Raw genomic sequence first — 20772 nt, forward strand, 5'->3', positions numbered from 1 at the left:
ACTCCCCTCATCTTGTTGTAGCTAGTGTTGGGCGTAAAAATTTGCAGCAACTGGAATCGGGTTGCTAGCGTACTGGCTGGTTAAAAATTGCCAGAATAAACGGAGTATTTATGCATCGCCTGTTAATCGTGCTGTGTGTGTTGAGTTTACAGCTCAGCGCCAGGCCCCTGAGTTTTTATTTTGATGACACCAGTCAGTTCGACCCTAGCATCCCAAAACCACATGAGGTGATAGGCTATGACGTGGGCGAGTGGCATGTACGCCCCGAGCAGTTGGTTCAGTATTTAAACGTGCTGGCAGAGGCCAGCCCCAGAGTATCGATAAAAACGATAGGGTACAGTCATGAGCGACGTCCTTTGGTGTTACTGACGATCACTGAGCAGGCACGACAGGGCAATATTGAGGCCGTCAAAAACGCCCATCTAGCTGCGCTTGAGCAGCCGCAGCCGCGCAAAGATGCGCCGGCGGTTGTCTGGCTCGGTTATAGTGTGCATGGCAATGAACCCTCGGGCAGCAACACCGCTATGCTGGTGGCATACTATCTGGCCGCGGCACAGGGCGAGAAGATTGACGCCCTGTTACGCGATACCGTGATTCTGCTTGACCCGTCACTCAATCCAGACGGGTTGGCCCGCTTTGCCAGCTGGGCGAACAGTCACCGGGGAGCAGTGTTATCCAGCGATCCAGAGCACAGAGAGCATGTAGAAAGGTGGCCATCTGGCAGAACGAATCACTACTGGTTTGACTTAAACCGCGACTGGCTGCTGTTGCAGCACCCAGAATCACGCGCCCGGATCGCCGCCTTCCATGACTGGAAACCAAATGTACTGGCTGATTTCCACGAGATGGGCCCAAACTCCAGTTACTTCTTTCAGCCGGGGATCCCGTCACGCACACACCCGCTGACGCCAGCGCGCAACCAGAGTTTAACGGCGGCGATTGGCCAGTTTCATGCTGATGCGCTGGATCAGGCAGGTCAGCTGTATTTTACCCAGGAGAGCTTTGACGATTTTTACTACGGCAAAGGCTCGACCTATCCGGACATCAATGGTTCAGTCGGTATTTTGTTTGAACAGGCCAGCAGTCGTGGTCATATGCAGCAAACCATCAATGGCTTGCTGACTTTCCCGCAGACCATTAAGAACCAGTTGATCACCTCGTTATCTACTTTGCAAGGCGCAGCGGCTAACCGTCAGGCACTGCTTGACTATCAGCAGCACTTTTATCTCAGTGCGGAAAAGGAGGCCAAGCAGCAGGACTATCAGGGGTATGTGGTATCGGCAGGGCAGGATCCCTATCGTCTGAAGCAATTTGTGGAACTGCTTAGTCAGCATCAGATCACAGTAAAACAGCTGGAAAAAGCGCTGAAAATAAAAGACCAGCAGTTTAAAAAGGGTGACCTTTACATACCGCTGTCACAGCCGCAAGTACGTCTGATCAAAGCCATGTTCAGCGAGCAAACACATTTTAAAGACAATACCTTTTATGATGTATCGGGCTGGACACTGCCCTATGCCTACGATCTGGACTTTGCCCGGGTCACCAGCAGCTGGGGACTTAAGGTGAGCGAGTCAGGCTGGCAAGCGCGCAGCCTGGCAGCGCAAACGCCTGATGATGCGGCTTATGCCTACGCCTTTTCCTGGCAGCATTATCTGGCGCCTAAGTTACTCAACCGCCTGCTGACAGACGGTATTGAAGCGCGCGTTGCATTGCAGCCGTTCACGGCCAAGCTCACCCAGGGAGAGCAACAGTTTGAGGCGGGCACTGTGGTGATCCCAGCTGGCTTACAAGATCTGGACAAATGGCGAACTGTACTGGCCGAACAGGCTGTGAAACTGGGGATAGAGCTTAAGGCGATTAGCTCAGGTCTGACGCCTGAGGGAATTGATTTGGGCTCACGCCGGATGATGCCCCTGCACAAGCCACAGGTGTTACTGGTTGGCGGGCTGGGCACCAGTCAGTATGAAGTCGGTGAGATCTGGTATCACCTTGACAGACATATAGGAATTGCACCCAGCATCATAGAGCTGGACCGTCTAGAACGGGTTGACTTGAGCCGTTACAGCCACCTGGTTTTGGCCGATGGGCGCTATTCGGCGCTGAGTAAAAAAGCGCAGGCAGCCATTATCAGCTGGGTCCAAAAAGGGGGCGTGATCTGGGGACATAAACGCGGTGCCCAATGGCTGATTGAACATCAGTTGCTTAAGGCTGAGATCATCAGCACGAAAGAGCTGCGCGCGACCTTCGACACTCAGGGGCTGCGTTTCAAGGACAAAGAGCAACTGGCTGCCCAGCAGCGTATAGCAGGTGCCATTTTTGGCACTCAGCTGGACCTTTCTCATCCACTGGCATTTGGTTTTGACAACGCCATGTTACCCGTATTTAAAAACAGCGCCTGGGTGTTGCAGGCGAGCGAGGCCCCTTTTCGGGATGTGGCGGTATATCAGACGCAGCCTTTGCTAGCGGGGTATGCAGACGAAAGAAATGTCTCGCAGATAGCGAAATCCTCAGCACTGATGGCTGATACCTATGGTAAAGGGGTGGTCATTGCCATGCCGGATAACCCGGTATTTCGCGGTTTCTGGTATGGCAGCAGCCGCTTGTTTAATAATGCACTGTTTTTCTCGCAGGCCATTCATTAAGCGGGCGTCAGGCAGGTTGCACAGGCCCAGATCTGAGTCGCGCCCGCGCGTCGACAGAGCTGGGCTGCGGCATTCATAGTCGCGCCTGTGGTGATCACATCATCAACCAATAAGATACGCTGGCCTTTAAGGGAGCCTGCCAGGCTAAACGCCTGATTCTGATTGTGTAACCGCGCCCGACGATTTAAGGTTTGCTGTGCACGCGTCATGCGTTTCGACAAAACCGGCAGGATAGGCAGCTGTCCGTTGAGCACGCAGCCCCAGGTTTGCATCACCTGATTAAAACCTCGATTGATCAACCTGTGTCTGGGTAATGGGATGACGACGGCGGTATCCACTTGTGGCACTTGCTCTATGCAATAGCACTGCCACTGATAGGCGATAACCTGGCGCAGTAAACGGGCGGCATGGCGTCGCTGGTGCAGCTTTAACTCACATAACCAGCGCTTTAGTACCCCATGATACCAGCCACAGGCTATCAGCCCGTCGCAATCAGGCAAGTTAAACTGGGTTTGGATATCAGCACGCAACAACAGGTTACCCTCCTCAGGGAGAAACAGTGGCAGCGCCTCCAGGCAGGGCGTGCATAAGCCTTCATGAGTAACCGGGCTCTGGCAACACGCACAGTAGCGGGGAAACAGCGCCTGTGCGAGTACGTGGGACAATGACATTGCTTTCCATCCTTGAATCGCTATCATAGCGACAAGTTTGGTTGGAGAAGTGAATTAATGCAAAGCGAAATAGTCCTATTGCACGGCTGGGGGATGAATAAACAGGTATGGCAGCTGAGCATTGAGCAGCTTCAGCAGGCACAGCCTTTGGCGGTTCGCTCAGTCAATTTACCCGGCTTTGGGGGGGCTGCATTTGCGGAGCATATTTCCACGTTAGATGACCTTGCGGATGAGATTGCACGCGATCTCAGTGAGCACTCTGTATTAGTTGGCTGGTCTTTGGGTGGACTTGTGGCTATTAACCTGGCGTATCGCTATCCGGATAAAGTTGCCAAACTGGTGCTGGTGGCATCGAGCCCGTGCTTTGTTGAGTCGCCAGAGTGGCCGGGGATCAAGCCAAAAGTACTGGCGGGGTTCAAACAAGCACTGGCCGATGACAGTGCCAAAACCATAGAGCGATTTCTTGCGATCCAGGCCATGGGCAGTGAGCATGCTCGGGATGACATTAAACAGCTGCGCAAACTATTAGGTCAGCTACCCGCTGCACACCCCGAGGCGCTGAGTCTGGGGCTGGATGCATTACAAAGCTGTGACTACCGCGCTTATTTTGGCGCGCTCAGCCAGCCTGTATTCGGTCTTTTTGGCCGTCTTGATGCGTTGGTCCCGAGCGAGGTTATAGAGCGAATGGCGGCACTCAATCCACAATTCAAGGCATTCACCTTTGCCAAAGCATCCCATGCGCCGTTTATCTCTCACAAAGATGAGTTTGTTACTCATTTAAAATCAATTCTTTAGTTTTGCGCAACGAAAAAGCGGCAATTTTTTGCCGCTCTTACTTTATTTTGTTTATAAATTAAGCAATAATTAGGTGGAGAATTTTTAACTTTAGGGCGAGATATGGCAGTCAATGATATCCTCAATGCAGGTGTTCAGGGTTTTGAGTTTGCCCGCCAAAGTGCCGAGCAAGCCGCAGTCGATATCAACAAGGCAACGCTGGACCAGCAAAGTGAGCAACAGGTTGCACAGCAACGTCAGCTTCAGGGCGCGTCCAGTAATGAAGGTGTCACCGCACCTGTAGGACAACCTCCCAGGTTAGATGAAGCTGTGGTTGACCTGAAAGTAGCAGAATTTAACGCCAAGGCGAATGCGCAAACCATTCGCACAGCAGACGAAGTATTGGGTACTTTGATTGATATTAAAGTGTAATGAACATAGTAACGCCACCCCCGGCGATGAACCTAAACACGGCGAACGTCTACACTGAGACGGCGCAACGTGACAATCAGCTTCGCGAGGTTATTCCAAAACCCGCGCCAGTCTCCCCTGCGTTTACCGAAAACAAACCACTGTCTGATGGCGAAAAGCAAAAGTCATTCTCGGCGGACGATTCTGGCCTGTACGACAGCACGGGTCAGCTCAAAGAAGGTAAAACCATCGAGGAGCGTCAGGAAGGCGCACAAAGCGAGCAAGGGGAACAAAAGGATCAGCAAGATCCGCAGGAATTAAGTGAGCGCGAACAAGCCGAGCTGGAAGCTGAACAAGCTCAGCTGCAGGAGTTAAAAGACCGCGACCGGGAAGTGCGTCTGCACGAAGAAGCCCATGCCAGAGTGGGTGGTCAATATGCGGGCTCACCAAGCTATGAATACCAGCGTGGTCCGGACGGTAATAATTACGCCGTCGGTGGTGAGGTGATGATTGATGTCGCACCGACCGGAGATCCGCGCGAAACCATAGATAAAATGCAAACGGTCCGAGCGGCAGCGTTAGCACCGGCAGAGCCGTCGGGCGCCGACAGGGCCATTGCTGCGGATGCCACGGCTAAAATTGCTCAGGCGCAGGCAGACTTGGCCAAGCAATCTATCAGTGGTGATGAGGCAGAGGAAAGCAACAACCGTGTTGTTGGCTATCAAACTCGTCGCCTGAATGAGGATGAACTCAGCGAGCAACAACCTGAGTCCGCCCGGTTGGAAGAAGAAGTGGATCCCTTTGCAGTGGCATTGCCTATCGAGCGGGATCCTGAAATTGCCTCACGGGCGCTGCGAATAGAGGGCTTTTATAGCCATGTGACTCAGCCCAAAGAAGCCTCTCAGTTATCCGTGGTGATATAGCATTAGTATTCTCACCAATCAGTTAAACGACACAGGCCCGCATTTGCGGGCCTGTTTTTTTTGCTTCTATTTCTTTGTCTCTAAAGCAACTATTTTTTCAGCTTGGCAAAGGCTTCAGCAAAGGCATTGCCCATTGCGGCGTTGCCATTGTCGCGTCGGTTGTCTCGGCGACTATCTTTGCGTTGTGCAGGTCGCTGAGATTTGCCGCCTGGCTTTTGCGCGACCGGTTTATTTTGCTTTTGCCCTGTATTTGCCGGGATCTCGTCGTTCAGGCGCATGGTAAAGCTGATCCGTTTGCGGGCAACGTCCACTTCAATGACTTTGACTTTCACTATGTCACCCGCCTTGACCACCTCACGTGGATCTGAAATGAATTTATCAGTCAATGCTGAGATATGGACCAGGCCATCCTGATGCACACCAACATCGACAAAGGCACCAAAGTTTGCCACGTTTGACACTACGCCTTCCAGAGTCATACCAACTTTCAGATCTGCAATGGTTTCGACGCCGGCTTTAAACTGTGCTGTTTTAAATTCAGGGCGCGGGTCACGGCCCGGTTTGTCGAGCTCTCCCAGGATATCTGTGATAGTCGGCACGCCAAACTTATCGTCAACATACTCGGCGGGATCCAATTTGCTCAGCACATCGCTATTGCCAATCAACGCGGTGACATCAAGCGACTTGCTGGTGCAGATTTTCTTCACAACAGGATAGGCTTCCGGGTGAACCGCAGAGGCATCCAGAGGATCATCGCCATTGGCAATACGCAGGAATCCAGCTGCCTGTTCAAAGGCTTTTGGTCCCAGACGCTCTACCTGCTTCAGCTGTTTACGATTGCTGAACGAACCATTGGTATCGCGGAATTTAACGATGTTGGAAGCCAGAGTTTTATTCAGTCCGGATACGCGTGTTAGCAGAGGGACGGAAGCGGTATTGACGTCTACACCCACTGAGTTTACACAGTCTTCCACAACTGTGGTCAGCGTCTGACCCAGCTGGCTTTGTGATACATCATGCTGATATTGACCCACACCAATAGATTTGGGCTCAATTTTTACAAGCTCTGCCAGCGGATCCTGCAGTCGGCGTGCAATTGACACGGCACCACGCAATGATACGTCCAGGTCAGGGAACTCGTTGGCGGCAAACTCAGAAGCAGAATACACCGAAGCACCTGCTTCACTGACCATCACTTTCGTCAGTTTAAGCTCGCTGGCGGCTTTAAGCAGCTCGGCGGCCAGCTTGTCGGTTTCGCGAGACGCGGTCCCGTTACCGATAGCAATCAGCTCAACTTTGTGCTGACGGCATTGTTGTTCCAGCGTGCGCAGTGACTTGTCCCAGTGATTCTGCGGCGCATGTGGGTAAATGGTGCTAGTCGCCAGTAGTTTACCGGTTTTATCGACAACTGCGATTTTACAACCGGTTCTGAGGCCTGGGTCAATGCCCATAGTTACGCGCGGACCTGCCGGGGCCGCCATCAGTAGATCTTTGAGGTTTTTGGCAAAGACATCAATCGCGCCCTGTTCGGCATTCTCACGCGTCGCACCCAGCATTTCGTTTTCAAGGTGGGTGGCCAGCTTAATTTTCCAGGCCCACTGCACCACCGTCATTAACCAGCCGCTTGCCGCGCTTCCCGATACATCCAGACCGTAATGATCCGCTATCATTTGTGCACAGTACTGCTGTGGGTCTTCAGCCTGTGGCTCGGGATTAATTGACAGCTGTAAAATCCCTTCGTTACGTGCTCTAAGCATGGCCAGTGCACGGTGAGAGGGCACACCCGCCAGCTTTTCGTCGTGTTCGAAGTAGTCACGATATTTGCTGCCCGCTTCTTCATGCCCCGGAACAACACGGCTTTGTAAATAACCATGCTGTTTCAGCTGGTTTCTGAATTTGCTCAGCAGTTTTGCGTCTTCAGCGAAGCGCTCCATCAGAATAAACTTGGCGCCATCGAGTGCCGCTTTGCAATCTTTAATGCCTTTGTCGGCATTGATAAACGCTTCTGCCGCCAGCTCGGGTGTCTGACTTGGATCAGAGAACAGCAGGTCGGCCAGTGGCTCAAGCCCGGCTTCTATGGCTATCTGGCCTTTGGTACGGCGTTTAGGTTTGTAGGGCAGGTATAAATCTTCCAGTTCGGTTTTGCTTTGCACCTGATTTAGCTCTGAGGCTAACTGCTCTGTAAGCTTACCCTGCTCATCAATGGTTTTAATGATAAAAGCGCGGCGCTCCTCCAGTTCCCGCAGGTAGCCGAGGCGCTGCTCGAGTAAGCGTAGCTGTGTATCATCCAGGCCGCCGGTTACTTCTTTACGGTAACGGGCAATAAACGGAACGGTTGCACCTTCATCCAGTAGTGCGGTGGCAGCATTCACTTGCTGTTGTGATGCGTTTAGCTCAGCAGCTAAACGGGCTGAGATATTGCTCATGCAAAATCCTTATATAGTTCAATTGGCTAGGCCATTTTCTGGGCCTGCGTTTGCGCTCATCATATCATATCTGTAACGGTTGTGTTCAGGCCGTGTAGTCGATCTTATTGACGTACCAGAGCATCTCACCTTGCGGGGTTTTGACACTGTATTCTTCATCGACAGATTTTCCAAGTAATGCCCGGGCCATGGGGGAATCAATGGAGATATAATCGTTTCGCTCGTAGATTTCATCGGGTCCGACGATCCGAAAACGCTTTACCTCGCCATCATCATTTTCGATTTCGACCCAGGCACCAAAATACACCTTGCCCTGCTGCTGCGGTGAGTACTCAACAATTTTTAAATCTGGCAGGCGCTTTCGCAGGTAGCGTACACGGCGGTCTATTTGTCGCAACAGGCGCTTGTTAAAAGTATAGTCGGCGTTTTCTGAGCGATCGCCCAAACTTGCCGCCCAGTTTACGATTTTGGTCACTTCCGGGCGCTTTTCAAACCACAGGTGGTCGTGTTCCTGTTGCAGCTTGCGATAGCCCTCTGGGGTAATTAGGTTGGTTTTCATCTGGTTGCTTACTATCTCGGAACAACTACATGTGTCTAGTGTAATGTGGATCCCGGTCGATACCAATCTCACTGTGCCTGAGAGTAGCCGGATCACGTCATGGCATATCACGCCCGCACTTGTAACGTTCGGTAACAATCTTATTCACTGTTTATGGTGTCTAAGCGTTTTAATTTCAATTATATTTAGGGTCAACTAAAGAAAAAATAAGAAGAATGCCCATGGGGAATGAAACCACCAAAGTGTTAGTCGTCGACGATGATATGCGTTTGCGCAGCCTGCTGGAGCGATATCTGGTCGAGCAGGGGTTTATCGTTCGCAGTGCAGCCAATTCAGAGCAAATGGACAGGTTACTGGAGCGTGAAAACTTTCATCTTATGGTCTTGGATCTGATGTTACCCGGTGAAGATGGTTTGTCTATTTGTCGCCGTCTCCGACAGAAAGAAAATGAAATTCCCATTGTGATGTTAACGGCCAAAGGGGATGAAGTGGATCGGATCATCGGACTGGAGCTGGGCGCGGATGATTACCTGCCTAAGCCGTTTAATCCGCGCGAGCTATTAGCACGGATCAAGGCGGTGTTACGCCGCCGCGCCAAAGAAGTGCCGGGTGCACCTGCCGCGGAAGAAAACGAGGTCGAGTTTGGCGCCTTCAAACTTAACCTGGCAACCCGGGAAATGCAAAAAGGCGATGAAACCATTGCCCTGACCAGTGGCGAATTTGCAGTACTGAAGGCGCTCGTGAGTCACCCTCGTGAACCGCTGAGTCGGGATAAGTTGATGAATCTGGCTCGCGGCAGAGATTACAGTGCACTGGAGCGCAGCATCGATGTGCAGGTATCGCGGTTACGCAGAATGATAGAAGAAGATGCGTCTAACCCGCGTTATATCCAGACCGTGTGGGGTCTGGGTTATGTGTTTGTGCCAGATGGCGAAAAATAAATGAGTATTCTGCCGCGCAGCGCATTCGGGCAAACGGTTTTTTTTGTCGGTGCGCTGCTATTGATCAATCAGATAGTCTCCTACATTACCGTCACCCTGTATGTGTTCAAGCCGACTTTTGAACAGGTTAACCTGATGCTGGCCAAGCAAGTGAAGACGGTTTTCATCGACTGGGAAGAAGGGGTGGAGATTGACTCCACCCTGTCGGAAAAGTTTTTTGAGATCACCGGGATTGAGGTGATGAGTCAGCGGGAGGCCTATCGCAACGGGCTGGGAGATGCGAAAGAGTATACCTTGCTGTCGCGCAGTATGTCGGAGCAGCTTAATGGCTCAGCCCGGGTGCGGATCAGCCAGGGTGACCCTGTGGTGTACTGGGTCGAAGCGCCTCAGGCTCCGGGCTATTGGGTACGGGTGCCGCTCACCGGTTTTTCAGAAACCAAAATGGAATTTTTGGTGTTTTACCTCTCCAGTATCGGTTTTTTAAGTGTGCTCGGCGGCTGGCTGTTTGCCCGGCACCTGAACCGGCCACTCAAGGCATTGCAGATTGCGGCCAGCCGGGTAGGGGTTGGCGACTTTTCTACTCGTCTGGTTGAACATGGCTCTACCGAAGTCATTGAGGTGACTCGGGCGTTCAATAAAATGTCCAAGGGGATCGCCGAGCTGGAGAATGACAGACGTTTATTGATGGCGGGTGTATCCCACGATTTAAGAACGCCACTAACGCGTATTCGTTTAGCGACGGAAATGATGTCGGATGAAGAAGCCTACCTCAAAGACGGCATCATCGACGATATTGAAGACATGAATGCCATCATAGATCAGTTTATTGAATACCTCAGGCACCACAATAGTGGTGAAATGGTACTGGATGATGTGAATGCTGTTGTCGAGGAAGTGGTCCATGCAGAGCAGCAGCATCAGCGCGAAATTGTACTGACGACAGCCGCCAATGTTCCCGCCGTGATGATGAACCACGTGGCACTGAAGCGCGTAGTGACCAATATGATTGAGAACGCTATTCGCTATTCAGACGAGCGGATAGACGTTATGACAGAATTTAGTGCTCGCCATAAGGCGGTGTTTATTAAGGTCAAAGACCGAGGACCGGGGATCCCTGAAGAGGAGCTGGAAACGCTGTTTGAGCCTTTTAAGCAGGGCGACCTTGCACGGGGCAGCGAGGGCAGTGGTTTGGGCCTTGCGATCATCAAACGCATTGTCTCTACGCATGGGGGCAAAGTCCGTTTGCGTAATCGCAGCGAGGGTGGGCTCAGTGCTGAGGTCATGCTGCCGGTGGCGAAAAAGTTTACCCCCGTGACCCCTTCATCTGAGCCCAAGTCCAGTGAATAAGCGCGACTTAACCTATCACAGAGGTTGTCTCAGCAGCGCTGCCAGAGCGCAGCTGTTGTCTATTATTGGACAGTGCTTTGAGGGCATAGAGCCCGAGGCCTATTTTGCTTACTACTTTGAGCAAGACGGACTCATTATCCGGCGGCTGCGCTTGTATTACACGCAGGCGGGTGAGCTGGCAGGTTACTGTCTGCTCACCTTTGACGACAGCCATCAGGCATTTTGTGTCATCGGCGCATCGGCCGGCTTTTTGCCGCAGTTTCGCGGCAAGAACAACACCTTTTCTTTTTCCATTGCTGAGGTCACCAAAGCGTATTTGCGCCGTCCCTGGCGTACTTTATTATATGCCGACACCATGCTGAGCCCCGCGATGTTTCGGGCCATGGCGAAGAATATCGCCACTGTTTATCCAACGGCGTCTGGCTCTGATACTGAATCACAACTTTATCTGACATTAAATCCCACGGGTCTTGTGTGTGATGCAAATGGTCTGCTGTGTCTCAAAACGGTGGGACGAAAAACGCGTTATTCAGCCGAGGAAGTGGCTCAGTTTAAGGCCAGCAGCAAACCTGAAATTGCCCATTATTGTGCCCTGAACCCCAATTTCGATAACGGGGTGGCATTACTCGCTGTGATCCCTGTGACTTTTAGACAACTCCTCGCCACAGCCTGGAAACAGCTCAAAAATAAACTTTAGTTTTTCGTTCAATACTAATACCAATTTCACTTAATACCTGTTCAATTTGACGGAGCAAATATGACGCTAACTGTGTTAAAAATTTTTCATTTAGAACGACTAAATAACAAAATTTTTGCCTAGTTATCGACCATATTTTCTCGCCTCAAAATAGCACACTTAATTAAGCAAATTGGTATAAATCTCAGGCACAAAAAAACGCCCAACGAGGGGCGCTTTTGATAAAGGAATCTGAATCTAAATCAGCTTAGCCGCGAGGACCTGCTGATTTGATGGCTTCAGAGACATCGTATTTAGCGAAGTTCGCTTCGAAGTCTGCAGCCAGCTTAGACGCATACTCAGCATATTTTGCTTTGTCTTCCCAGGTGTTGATTGGGTTAAGCAGTTTGCTGTCTACGCCTGGTACAGCAACCGGTACGTCCAGGTTTAGCGCGTCAATGTGTTGTGTTTCTACGCCTTCCAGTGTGTCGTTAACGATAGCATCAATCACAGCACGTGTGGTCGGGATATCGAAACGCTTACCAATGCCGTAAGGACCGCCAGTCCAGCCGGTGTTAACCAGGTAAACTTTTGAGTTGAACTCACGTACACGCTTCATCAGAAGCTCAGCATAAACGCCTGCCGGACGTGGGAAGAAAGGTGCGCCGAAACAAGTCGAGAAGGTTGACTCGATGTCTGACGTAGAACCAATTTCTGTTGAGCCCACTTTGGCCGTATAACCGCTCAGGAAGTGGTAAGCTGCTGCTTCTTCAGACAGAATAGACACTGGAGGCAGTACGCCGCTCACGTCACACGTCAGGAAGACGACTGCACGAGGCTCACCAGCACGGTTTTCTACTTTACGCTTTTCAACGTGCTCAAGCGGGTAAGCTGCACGGGTGTTTTGCGTCAGGCTGGTGTCATTGAAATCAGGTACGCGTGCTTCGTCTAGTACCACGTTTTCAAGGATGGTGCCGAACTTGATTGCGTTCCAGATAACCGGCTCGTTCTTTTGCGACAGGTCGATACATTTAGCGTAACAACCGCCTTCGATGTTGAAAACACTGCCTGGTGCCCAGCCGTGCTCGTCATCACCGATCAGGAAGCGTTTAGGATCTGCCGACAAGGTTGTTTTACCTGTGCCAGACAAACCGAAGAATAATGTCGTGTCGCCTGCTTCGCCTACGTTTGCACTACAGTGCATTGGCAGTACGCCCTTCGCTGGTAACAGGAAGTTTTGTACAGAGAACATAGACTTTTTCATTTCACCGGCGTAATGCATACCTGCGATAAGCACTTTGCGATCTGCAAAGTTGATGATGACTGTACCGTCACTGTTTGTTCCGTCGCGCTCAGGGTCGCAAACGAAAGAAGGTACATTCATTACCTGCCATTGGGGTAAATCAGCTGCATTGTATTTTTCAGGCTCGATAAACATGTTCTTGGCAAAAATATGGTGCCAGGCTGTTTCTGTTGTTACAACAACGGGTAAATAGTGCTCAGGATCTGAACCCACTTCAAGGTGAGAGACGAAGTGGTCGTTGCTGTTCACGTGTGCTTCTACACGGGCCCACAGCGCGTTAAATTTGTCTGCATCGAATGGGCGGTTAACGTTACCCCATTGGATGTCATTTTCTGTGCTTGGCTCTTTAACGATAAAACGGTCGTTAGGCGAACGCCCGGTGCGGCGGCCAGTTTTTGCTACAAAAGCTCCATTTGCGGCCAAAGTCCCTTCACCACGGCGGATGGCGTGTTCGACAAGTTCAGCTGCAGTTAAATCGACAAAACGAGTAGCGCTTGAAGTCATGTTTATACCTAAATGTGAGAATTGAACGGGATAGCTCTGGAGAAGTTTCACCAAAAGCTGAAATTATAGTAACAGATGAAATTCAGATATTCGAGCCCTGAAAGCGGGTAAAACGCCATAAATTTGTCAAAAAAACTGAATAATTTCAATGATACCGGTGTCATGAAATGTGACCTTTTAATGACACCGGTATCAATTTTTAGCGACAAAAAAGCCGCCAAAATGGCGGCTAGTGTTCAATTTGATAAAAACAGCTCGGCTAATTAAAGATTGCCTTAATATCCTGTTCTTCAAATCGGTAATTTTTTAGGCAGTAGTGACAACTGATGTTGATCTCACCCTGCTTTTGGACATCTTCCAACAGGGCTTCACGGCCGATATTGACCAAAGCGCTGATAGTTTTATCGCGGCTGCAGCCACAGACAAAATTAATTTCCTGTGGCTCGAATAATTGTGGGTTATCTTCGTGATATAAGCGTGTCAGAACGGTTTGTGCGTCAAGTTCGAGCAGCTCTTCATCTTTAATGGTGTTGCTGAGTGCTTCTAAATGCGCAAAATCTTCTTCCGATTTGGCCTTGTCTACTGGCAGTACTTGCAAAAACAGGCCGGCTGCCTTAGCATGCACGCCACTGACATCCGTGGCAAACCACAGGCGAGTTTTTAATTGTTCAGACTGAACAAAATAGTCTTCCAGGCAGGCAGCCAGGGTTTCGCCACTGAGTGGTACAACGCCCTGATAGCGTTCGCCCTTATCTGGGGTAATGGTGATAACCATATAGCCTTTGCCCATCAGATCCTGAACACTGCTGCCCGTGACTTCACCTTGCACTCGAGCGATGCCGCGCATATTCTGCTTATGATCGCCATTGATGGCGGCGTATTTAACCGGCCCATCACCTTGTAATTGTACCGTGATGTCGCCTTCAAACTTTAATGTGGCAGTCAGCAGGCTGGACGCAAGTAGCAGCTCACCCAATAAAGTTTGTACTTCCTTCGGATAGTCATGGCCGCTGATAATGTCATTAAAAGTGTGTTCAATTTGTACGAGCTCACCACGTACATCAAGTTGATCGAAAATATATCGATGAAGTAAATCTTGTTGCATCAATTCAGATCCTAGCTAGATTTCAATTTAAGCAGTTCGCGACGCTGCTTCTTATCTGGTTTATGCTCCGGCCGCGGGGCAAAAAAGCTGTTGTTTTTGCGCGCAATGGCATTTTGCGCCCGTTTTTCAAGGCTGGCAGCGGACTCCTCGTAGAGAGTCTGAGCAATGGGGGCACTTTGACGCTTTTCCATAATTTGCAGCACGGTGACTTCCTTTTCATCAAAGCCTTGTGCCAATTTGATGGTTGCGCCTACCTCAACCATTCGGCTGGGTTTACAGCGCTGGCCGTTGTAGTGTACCTTGCCACCTTGGATCATCTCACGGGCAATGGTACGGGTTTTATAAAAGCGTGCCGCCCAGAGCCATTTGTCCAGGCGTACTTTCACTTCGCTTAGGTTGTTTTCTTGATTGACTTTTGTCACAATTCGTTAACTAATGCCCAAAGCTAATTTAATCGGTGAAATTTAACACATTTGATGAGGCAAAAAAAGCATCTGAACACGCGCTGCTGTGGTTATATCTCAGCCACAGGTCTTGTTAATACTGTGTTCAGTTAGGTATTCTAAGTTGTACCTATTTACTTTAAAGTTTCATATACGCGTGCTTGTTGAATCGAATTCGAGGCGGTACACTGAGGCGCTCAACAGAATAAGAATATGACATATGGAATTACAGCTACAACAGTTGCAAAAATTATTACATAACTTACCCCATGCGAAGCTTAGCCGCCTGGTGGTGTATTTGGCTGTTGTGTATATCGCGTTTCTTTTTGCTAAGTTATTTTGGCTGCTTTGGCCAGCACCTCAGACCCAGCCTTTGCCAACCCAATCTCAAGTTTATGCACAGAATTCAGCAGCCGTCAGTAGCCGCTCTATCTTAGGTCATAATGTCTTTGGCAAAGCCAATGAAAAGCCTGTGGTTGAAGCCCCTAAGCCGGTTATTTCCGATGCGCCTGAAACCCAGTTAAATGTGCGCCTGACGGGGATTGTCGCGGTCAGCCAAGATGATGCTGCCGGACTGGCAATTATCGAATCTCAGGGCCGTCAGGAAACCTATCTGGTCCAGGATGCCATTAAGGGTACACGCGCTAAATTGGCTCAGGTACTGCCAGATCGGGTGATCCTCGATGTCAGTGGCCGGTTTGAAACCTTGATGCTCGACGGTATTGAATTTAGCCGCCAGGTTGCTACGCCTGTGCAGTCGCGCCGTACCACAGCTGCTAAACCAAACAGAATGAGTGATAAAGCCCGTAAAGAACTTAAGCAACGCCGTGATGAGTTGCTGGCTGAGCCGGGCAAACTGTTCGATTACATTCGTATTTCGCCTGAAAGGCGCAACGGTCAGCTGGTTGGCTATCGTTTGCGTCCGGGCAAAGACCCTGAGCTGTTTAAAAAAATGGGTCTTAAAAATAACGATCTCGCCATTGCTATTAATGGCTTCCAACTCACGGATATGAAACAGGCTATGTCAGCGATGAACGAGCTGAGAAATAGCACTGACGCCAGTATCACGATTGAACGTGACGGCCAAACTGTCGATGTGCAATTTAGCCTGTAAAGACAATAATTTTGGAGTTATAAAAATCATGGGTAGAAAGCTACACCTCACAAAAATCAAAAAAGGGTTAGCTAAGTATGCAGCTCTGTTATTTGCGGCTGGATTGTCCTTGTCTGTTTCTGCGGTTGAGTATGCGGCCAACTTTAAAGGCACTGATATTAACGAGTTCATTAATATCATCAGTAAAAACCTCAACAAAACCATCATCATTGACCCGAATGTGCGCGGTAACATCAACGTCCGCAGCTATGAGTTAATGGATGAGGCGCTCTATTATCAGTTTTTCCTCAATGTCCTAGAAGTCTACGGCTACGCGGTCGTTGAAATGGAAACCGGGGTATTGAAGGTTGTTCGCAGCTCGGATGGTAAAAAAGCCAATGTACCTTTGGTCGGAGATGGAAGCGACAACAACGGGGATGTGATGATCACCCGCGTTGTGGAAGTTAAAAACGTCAGCGTACAGGAACTGGGTCCGTTGATCCGTCAGTTCAGTGACCAAAAAGACGGTGGCCACGTAACCAACTTCAACTCAGCCAACGTGATGATGCTGACGGGTCACGCCGCGTCGGTAAACCGTTTGGTGAATATTATTCAGTCAGTGGACCAGGCGGGTGACCAGCGCGTTGATATCGTGCGCCTGAAACATGCGACGGCCGACGATGTCGTCCAGGTGGTTGAGAAAATCTATAAAGACGGGGGTAAGAACCAGGTCCCGGAGTTTTTGATCCCTAAAATTGTCTCGGATAATCGTACCAACAGCGTTGTGGTCAGTGGTGAAGTACAAGCGCGTACCCGTGCTATTGAATTGATCAAGCGCTTGGATGAAGAGCTCGAAAATCAGGGCAATACCCAAGTGTTCTACCTGAATTATGCTAAGGCCGAGGAGCTGGTTAAAGTATTGCAAGGTGTGAGCAAGTCGCTGCAAGAAGAAGCGCAGGGCGGTAGCAAGACACGTACCCGCAGCAACAAGAATGAAACCAGCATTGAAGCACACGAAGACTCTAACTCTCTGGTTATCACCGCACAGCCAGATACCATGCGTTCACTGGCCAGCGTCATCGAAAAGCTCGATGTTCGTCGTGCTCAGGTACTGGTTGAGGCCATTGTGGTAGAAGTACAGGAAGGTGACGGTATCAACTTTGGCTTGCAATGGATCACCGAAAAAGGCGGTATGTTGCAGTTTAACAACGGGACAACCGTACCTGTGGGTGCATTGGCTGTGGCAGCCGAACAGGCCCGTGATAAAACCGTGGTTCGAACTCAGGCAGGTACAGAAGATCCGACCAAGATAACAGAATACAACGAAACCGTTGAAGGTGATTTAGGTGCACTGGGATCCTTGCTGGGCGGCATCAATGGTCTGGCAATGGGGGTTGTGAAAAACGACTGGGGCGCGATCATTCAGGCAGTTTCGACCGATACCAATTCAAACATTCTGGCGACACCGTCGATCACTACCATGGATAATGAAGAAGCGTCCATGATTGTGGGTCAGGAAGTCCCTATTATCACAGGCTCCACGGCCAGTGAAAATAACTCGAACCCGTTCCAGACGGTCGATCGTCAGGAAGTGGGTGTGAAATTAAAAGTCACGCCTCAAATTAATGATGGCACTGCGGTACAGCTGACCATAGAGCAGGAAGTGTCCAGCGTCAGTGGTGCAACCGCGGTCGATATCTCAGTGAACAAGCGTGCGATTAACACAACCGTCATTGCCGACGATGGCGGCATGGTGATCCTGGGTGGCCTGATTGATGAAGACGTGCAGGAAAGTGTGTCTAGAGTGCCTCTGTTGGGTGATATTCCAATCTTAGGGCACTTGTTTAAGTCAACGAACACGACTAAGCGTAAGCGTAACCTGCTGGTCTTCATTCGCCCGACGATTGTTCGTGACAGCCGCAGTATGAACGAACTGAGCCATGCTAAATATAAATTTATCCGTGGTGAGCAGTCCAAACAGCGTGAAGATGGTATTGATCTGATGCCACTGGAAGATGCACCTATTCTGCCTCAGTGGGATGATGCGATGGTGTTGCCACCAACGTACGAAGAGTTTCTGAGCGAGCAAAACGAGAAGAAAGATGACTGAAGCAATACAGGAACTGATTGACGGTCATGACGAGACGGCGCTAGCGCTGGACGAGCAAATGGAAGCAGAACCCGCACCCCATGTGCGTCTGCCCTTTGCTTATGCCAGACGTCAGAGCTTGTTGTTAAGTCAGCAGCCGGACGGGCTTAAGGTGTATTATAAAGGTCAGCCTTCTCTGGATGCCTTGCTTGAAGTGCGGCGCATTGCTCAGGATGGCTTTACCCTGGAGCAACTGGACGACGACAAGTTTGAGTTGCTGCTGGAAGCCTCGTATCAGCGTGACAGCTCAGAAACACAACAAATGATGGAAGACATCGGCAACGAGGTCGACCTATTCTCGCTGGCCGAAGAAATGCCGCAAACCGAAGACTTGCTTGCTGCCGATGACGATGCGCCGATCATTAAACTGATCAATGCCATGCTCAGTGAAGCAATCAAAGAAGGGGCCTCGGATATTCACATCGAGACCTTCGAGCAGGAGCTGGTGATCCGGTTCCGGGTCGACGGCGTGCTAAAAGAAGTACTTAAGCCAAATCGTAAATTAGCCTCGCTGCTGGTGTCGCGGATCAAGGTTATGGCTAAACTGGACATCGCAGAAAAGCGGGTGCCACAGGATGGCCGCATTAGTTTGCGGATCGCCGGTCGCGCCGTTGATGTGCGGGTATCGACCATGCCATCAAGCTTTGGTGAGCGAGTCGTACTGCGTCTGTTGGATAAGAACAACGCGCGACTGAACCTCGAAGATTTGGGGATGACAGAGCGCAACCGTGAGCTGTTTGCTGAGATCATTGCCAAACCTCACGGTATTATTCTGGTCACCGGCCCAACGGGTTCTGGTAAAAGTACCACCTTATATGCCGGTATGACGCAGATAAACTCCAGAGACCGCAACATACTGACGGTTGAAGACCCGATTGAATATGAAATTCCGGGCATTGGTCAGACTCAGGTTAATCCGAAAGTGGATATGACCTTCGCCCGTGGCCTGCGTGCAATCCTGCGTCAGGATCCGGATGTGGTGATGGTCGGTGAGATCCGGGATCTCGAAACCGCACAGATTGGCGTACAGGCGTCACTGACTGGTCACTTGGTGATGTCAACGCTGCACACCAATACGGCTTCCGGTGCGATCACCCGGATGGAAGACATGGGGGTTGAGCCTTTCTTATTGTCATCTTCTTTGCTAGGTGTATTGTCACAGCGACTGGTACGAACCTTATGCCCGAACTGTAAAGAAGCCCACCTGGCGGACGACCGTGAATGCGAGTTGCTGGGTGTTGAAAAAGGTTCACAAACGACGATTTATCGCGCCGTTGGCTGTGAAGAATGTAACTTCAATGGCTATAAGGGCCGAACCGGTATTCATGAACTACTGATTGTAGACGAGCACATTCGTGAACTGATCCACAATGGTAAAGGTGAGCAGTCGGTTGAGAAGTACATTCGTACCTTTAGTCCCAGTATTCGCCAGGACGGTTGTGCCCGAGTACTGAAAGGTCAGACGACGCTGGAAGAGGTGATGCGGGTCACCCGTGAGGAAGGCTAATGGCTGCGTTTGAGTATCGTGCTTTAGACGGCAAGGGAAAAGAGAAAAAAGGCATACTGGAGGCGGATACCGCCAAACAGGTTCGCCAGATGCTGCGCGAAAAAGCCATGATGCCGCTGGAAGTCTCACCCGCTGCGGAAAAAGAAAAATCCGCCAGCTCAGGTGGCTTTAGTCTAAGACCTAGCTATAAACCTTCGGTTTCTGATATTGCCCTGATCACCCGTCAGCTAGCAACCTTGATCCAATCTTCTTTACCGGTAGAGGCAGCGGTGATGGCCGTTGCTGAGCAGTGCGAAAAGCCGCGTCTTAAGCGCATGCTGATGGCGGTGCGCTCGAAAGTGGTAGAAGGTTACACTCTGGCCGATGGCATGTCCGAGTTTCCACATGTGTTCGATAATCTTTATCGGGCCATGGTCGCAGCCGGCGAAAAGTCGGGTCACCTCGATGAAGTACTGAATCGTCTGGCGGATTACACCGAACAACGACAGCACATGCGTAGTCAGATCACCCAGGCGATGGTGTATCCGACCATATTGGTGATATTTGCGATTGCGATTGTCTCGGTTTTGCTCGGGACCGTGGTGCCTAAAATATTAAAAACGTTTGAGAAATCTAAGCAAGTTCTGCCCTGGACAACGGAATGGGTTATGGCGGCCAGTAATTTTGTGCAGGCATACTGGATGATTTCGTTGGTTGTTATTTTCGGCAGTGTCTTTTTGATCAAGCAAGCACTGAAACGGCCTAAAGTCCGTTTTTGGTACGATACTAAGCTGTTGCAGCTTCCGGGGATAGGTAAAATCAGCCGGGGGATTAATACTGCGCGTTTTGCCCGTACTTTGAGTATTTTGTCCTCCAGTTCAGTTCCTTTGCTGGAAGGGATGAAAATTTCTGGTCAGGTACTGGAAAATGAGAAAATAAAAGCGGCCGTGACTGAAGCGGCAACCCGTGTCAGTGAAGGGGCAAGCTTGCGTGCTGCACTGGCACAAACAAAGTTATTTCCGCCCATGATGCTTCATATGATTGCAAGTGGTGAAAAGTCTGGTGAGTTGGAGCAAATGCTAGAGCGTGCAGCCAACAACCAGGACAGGGAATTCGAAAGTATGGTCAGCGTTTCGTTAAAACTGCTCGAACCTGCCATGATTGCAAGCATGGCCGTGATCGTGCTGTTTATCGTAATGGCTATCCTACAGCCAATCATGGCGATGAACAAAGCAATTGGTCTGTAGTCAAATTAATTGCATGTACAACATCAGCGTGTCGGTCTGACGCCGCACGCTAATAGCATTGAGGTAATCAAC

At 50.3% G+C, this 20772-nt stretch carries 17 protein-coding genes; 11 read left to right on the forward strand and 6 right to left on the reverse strand.

The genetic code is table 11. The features are described from left to right. The first annotated feature begins 110 nt into the window (after positions 1 to 110). Complete coding sequence (locus L1285_RS22480) at positions 111 to 2642, forward strand: M14 metallopeptidase family protein (RefSeq protein ID WP_235414405.1); 2532 nt, start codon at positions 111 to 113, stop codon at positions 2640 to 2642. Here L1285_RS22480 and L1285_RS22485 read toward each other — a convergent pair. Beyond that, the gene (locus L1285_RS22485; protein ID WP_235414406.1) at positions 2639 to 3313 is read right to left on the reverse strand and encodes a ComF family protein; all 675 of its coding nucleotides are present in this window, start codon (positions 3311 to 3313) and stop codon (positions 2639 to 2641) included. The two genes, L1285_RS22480 and L1285_RS22485, sit on opposite strands and share 4 nt — an antisense overlap. Before the next feature lie 57 nt (positions 3314 to 3370). On the opposite strand from L1285_RS22485, the gene bioH reads away from it, so the two are divergent. The 3 genes from bioH (at position 3371) to L1285_RS22500 (ending at position 5421) form a co-directional block, all read left to right on the forward strand. Continuing rightward, positions 3371 to 4108, forward strand: a complete 738-nt coding sequence (bioH, locus tag L1285_RS22490) for a pimeloyl-ACP methyl ester esterase BioH (protein ID WP_235414407.1) — start codon at positions 3371 to 3373, stop codon at positions 4106 to 4108. A gap of 102 nt (positions 4109 to 4210) precedes the next feature. Beyond that, on the forward strand, positions 4211 to 4519 hold the full coding sequence (locus L1285_RS22495; RefSeq protein WP_235414408.1) for a hypothetical protein: 309 nt from the start codon (positions 4211 to 4213) through the stop codon (positions 4517 to 4519). Then, positions 4519 to 5421, forward strand: coding sequence for a putative metalloprotease CJM1_0395 family protein (locus tag L1285_RS22500; RefSeq protein WP_235414409.1), 903 nt, complete (start codon positions 4519 to 4521; stop codon positions 5419 to 5421). The genes L1285_RS22495 and L1285_RS22500 overlap by 1 nt, the downstream gene beginning before the upstream one ends. A gap of 89 nt (positions 5422 to 5510) precedes the next feature. Here L1285_RS22500 and L1285_RS22505 read toward each other — a convergent pair whose 3' ends face one another. Further along, positions 5511 to 7847 carry a Tex family protein gene (locus L1285_RS22505; protein WP_235414410.1) on the reverse strand — a complete coding sequence of 779 codons (2337 nt, stop codon included), beginning with the start codon at positions 7845 to 7847 and terminating at the stop codon, positions 5511 to 5513. An 85-nt stretch (positions 7848 to 7932) separates the two neighbouring features. After that, positions 7933 to 8406: a transcription elongation factor GreB gene (gene greB / locus L1285_RS22510; protein ID WP_046007056.1), complete on the reverse strand. Its 474-nt coding sequence runs from the start codon at positions 8404 to 8406 to the stop codon at positions 7933 to 7935. Between the two features lie 221 nt (positions 8407 to 8627). Here greB and ompR point away from each other — a divergent pair, with 221 nt between their 5' ends. The 3 genes from ompR to L1285_RS22525 are packed head-to-tail and all read left to right on the forward strand — an operon-like array spanning position 8628 to position 11391. Beyond that, the gene (ompR, locus tag L1285_RS22515) at positions 8628 to 9347 is read left to right on the forward strand and encodes an osmolarity response regulator transcription factor OmpR (protein WP_046007055.1); all 720 of its coding nucleotides are present in this window, start codon (positions 8628 to 8630) and stop codon (positions 9345 to 9347) included. Further along, positions 9348 to 10694: a two-component system sensor histidine kinase EnvZ gene (gene envZ / locus L1285_RS22520; protein WP_235414411.1), complete on the forward strand. Its 1347-nt coding sequence runs from the start codon at positions 9348 to 9350 to the stop codon at positions 10692 to 10694. Continuing rightward, on the forward strand, positions 10687 to 11391 hold the full coding sequence (locus L1285_RS22525; protein WP_235414412.1) for a hypothetical protein: 705 nt from the start codon (positions 10687 to 10689) through the stop codon (positions 11389 to 11391). Before envZ ends, L1285_RS22525 begins: the two co-directional genes overlap by 8 nt. A gap of 247 nt (positions 11392 to 11638) precedes the next feature. On the opposite strand, the gene L1285_RS22530 is transcribed toward L1285_RS22525, so the two are convergent. The 3 genes from L1285_RS22530 to hslR all read right to left on the reverse strand — a co-directional run bounded on the left by L1285_RS22530 (position 11639) and on the right by hslR (position 14704). Continuing rightward, a complete protein-coding gene (locus L1285_RS22530; RefSeq protein ID WP_046007052.1) occupies positions 11639 to 13177 on the reverse strand; it encodes a phosphoenolpyruvate carboxykinase in 1539 nt (512 codons plus the stop codon). A 259-nt stretch (positions 13178 to 13436) separates the two neighbouring features. Then, complete coding sequence (gene hslO, locus L1285_RS22535; RefSeq protein WP_235414413.1) at positions 13437 to 14282, reverse strand: Hsp33 family molecular chaperone HslO; 846 nt, start codon at positions 14280 to 14282, stop codon at positions 13437 to 13439. A gap of 11 nt (positions 14283 to 14293) precedes the next feature. Next, positions 14294 to 14704, reverse strand: a complete 411-nt coding sequence (hslR, locus tag L1285_RS22540; RefSeq protein WP_046007050.1) for a ribosome-associated heat shock protein Hsp15 — start codon at positions 14702 to 14704, stop codon at positions 14294 to 14296. Positions 14705 to 14945: 241 nt separating this feature from the next. Here hslR and gspC point away from each other — a divergent pair, with 241 nt between their 5' ends. From gspC to gspF, 4 genes are read left to right on the forward strand one after another with little or no spacing between them, the layout of a single operon-like run. Then, complete coding sequence (gene gspC, locus L1285_RS22545; protein WP_235414414.1) at positions 14946 to 15839, forward strand: type II secretion system protein GspC; 894 nt, start codon at positions 14946 to 14948, stop codon at positions 15837 to 15839. A 28-nt stretch (positions 15840 to 15867) separates the two neighbouring features. After that, entirely contained in the window at positions 15868 to 17928 is a 2061-nt protein-coding gene (gspD, locus tag L1285_RS22550; protein WP_235414415.1) for a type II secretion system secretin GspD, read from the forward strand. Further along, positions 17921 to 19474 carry a type II secretion system ATPase GspE gene (gene gspE, locus L1285_RS22555; protein WP_442960531.1) on the forward strand — a complete coding sequence of 518 codons (1554 nt, stop codon included), beginning with the start codon at positions 17921 to 17923 and terminating at the stop codon, positions 19472 to 19474. Before gspD ends, gspE begins: the two co-directional genes overlap by 8 nt. Next, positions 19474 to 20700 carry a type II secretion system inner membrane protein GspF gene (gspF, locus tag L1285_RS22560; protein ID WP_235414416.1) on the forward strand — a complete coding sequence of 409 codons (1227 nt, stop codon included), beginning with the start codon at positions 19474 to 19476 and terminating at the stop codon, positions 20698 to 20700. The genes gspE and gspF overlap by 1 nt, the downstream gene beginning before the upstream one ends. Positions 20701 to 20772 lie beyond the last annotated feature (72 nt).

This window comes from Pseudoalteromonas sp. DL2-H2.2, assembly GCF_021532535.1.
GTDB classification, from domain to species: Bacteria; Pseudomonadota; Gammaproteobacteria; order Enterobacterales; family Alteromonadaceae; genus Pseudoalteromonas; species Pseudoalteromonas rubra_A.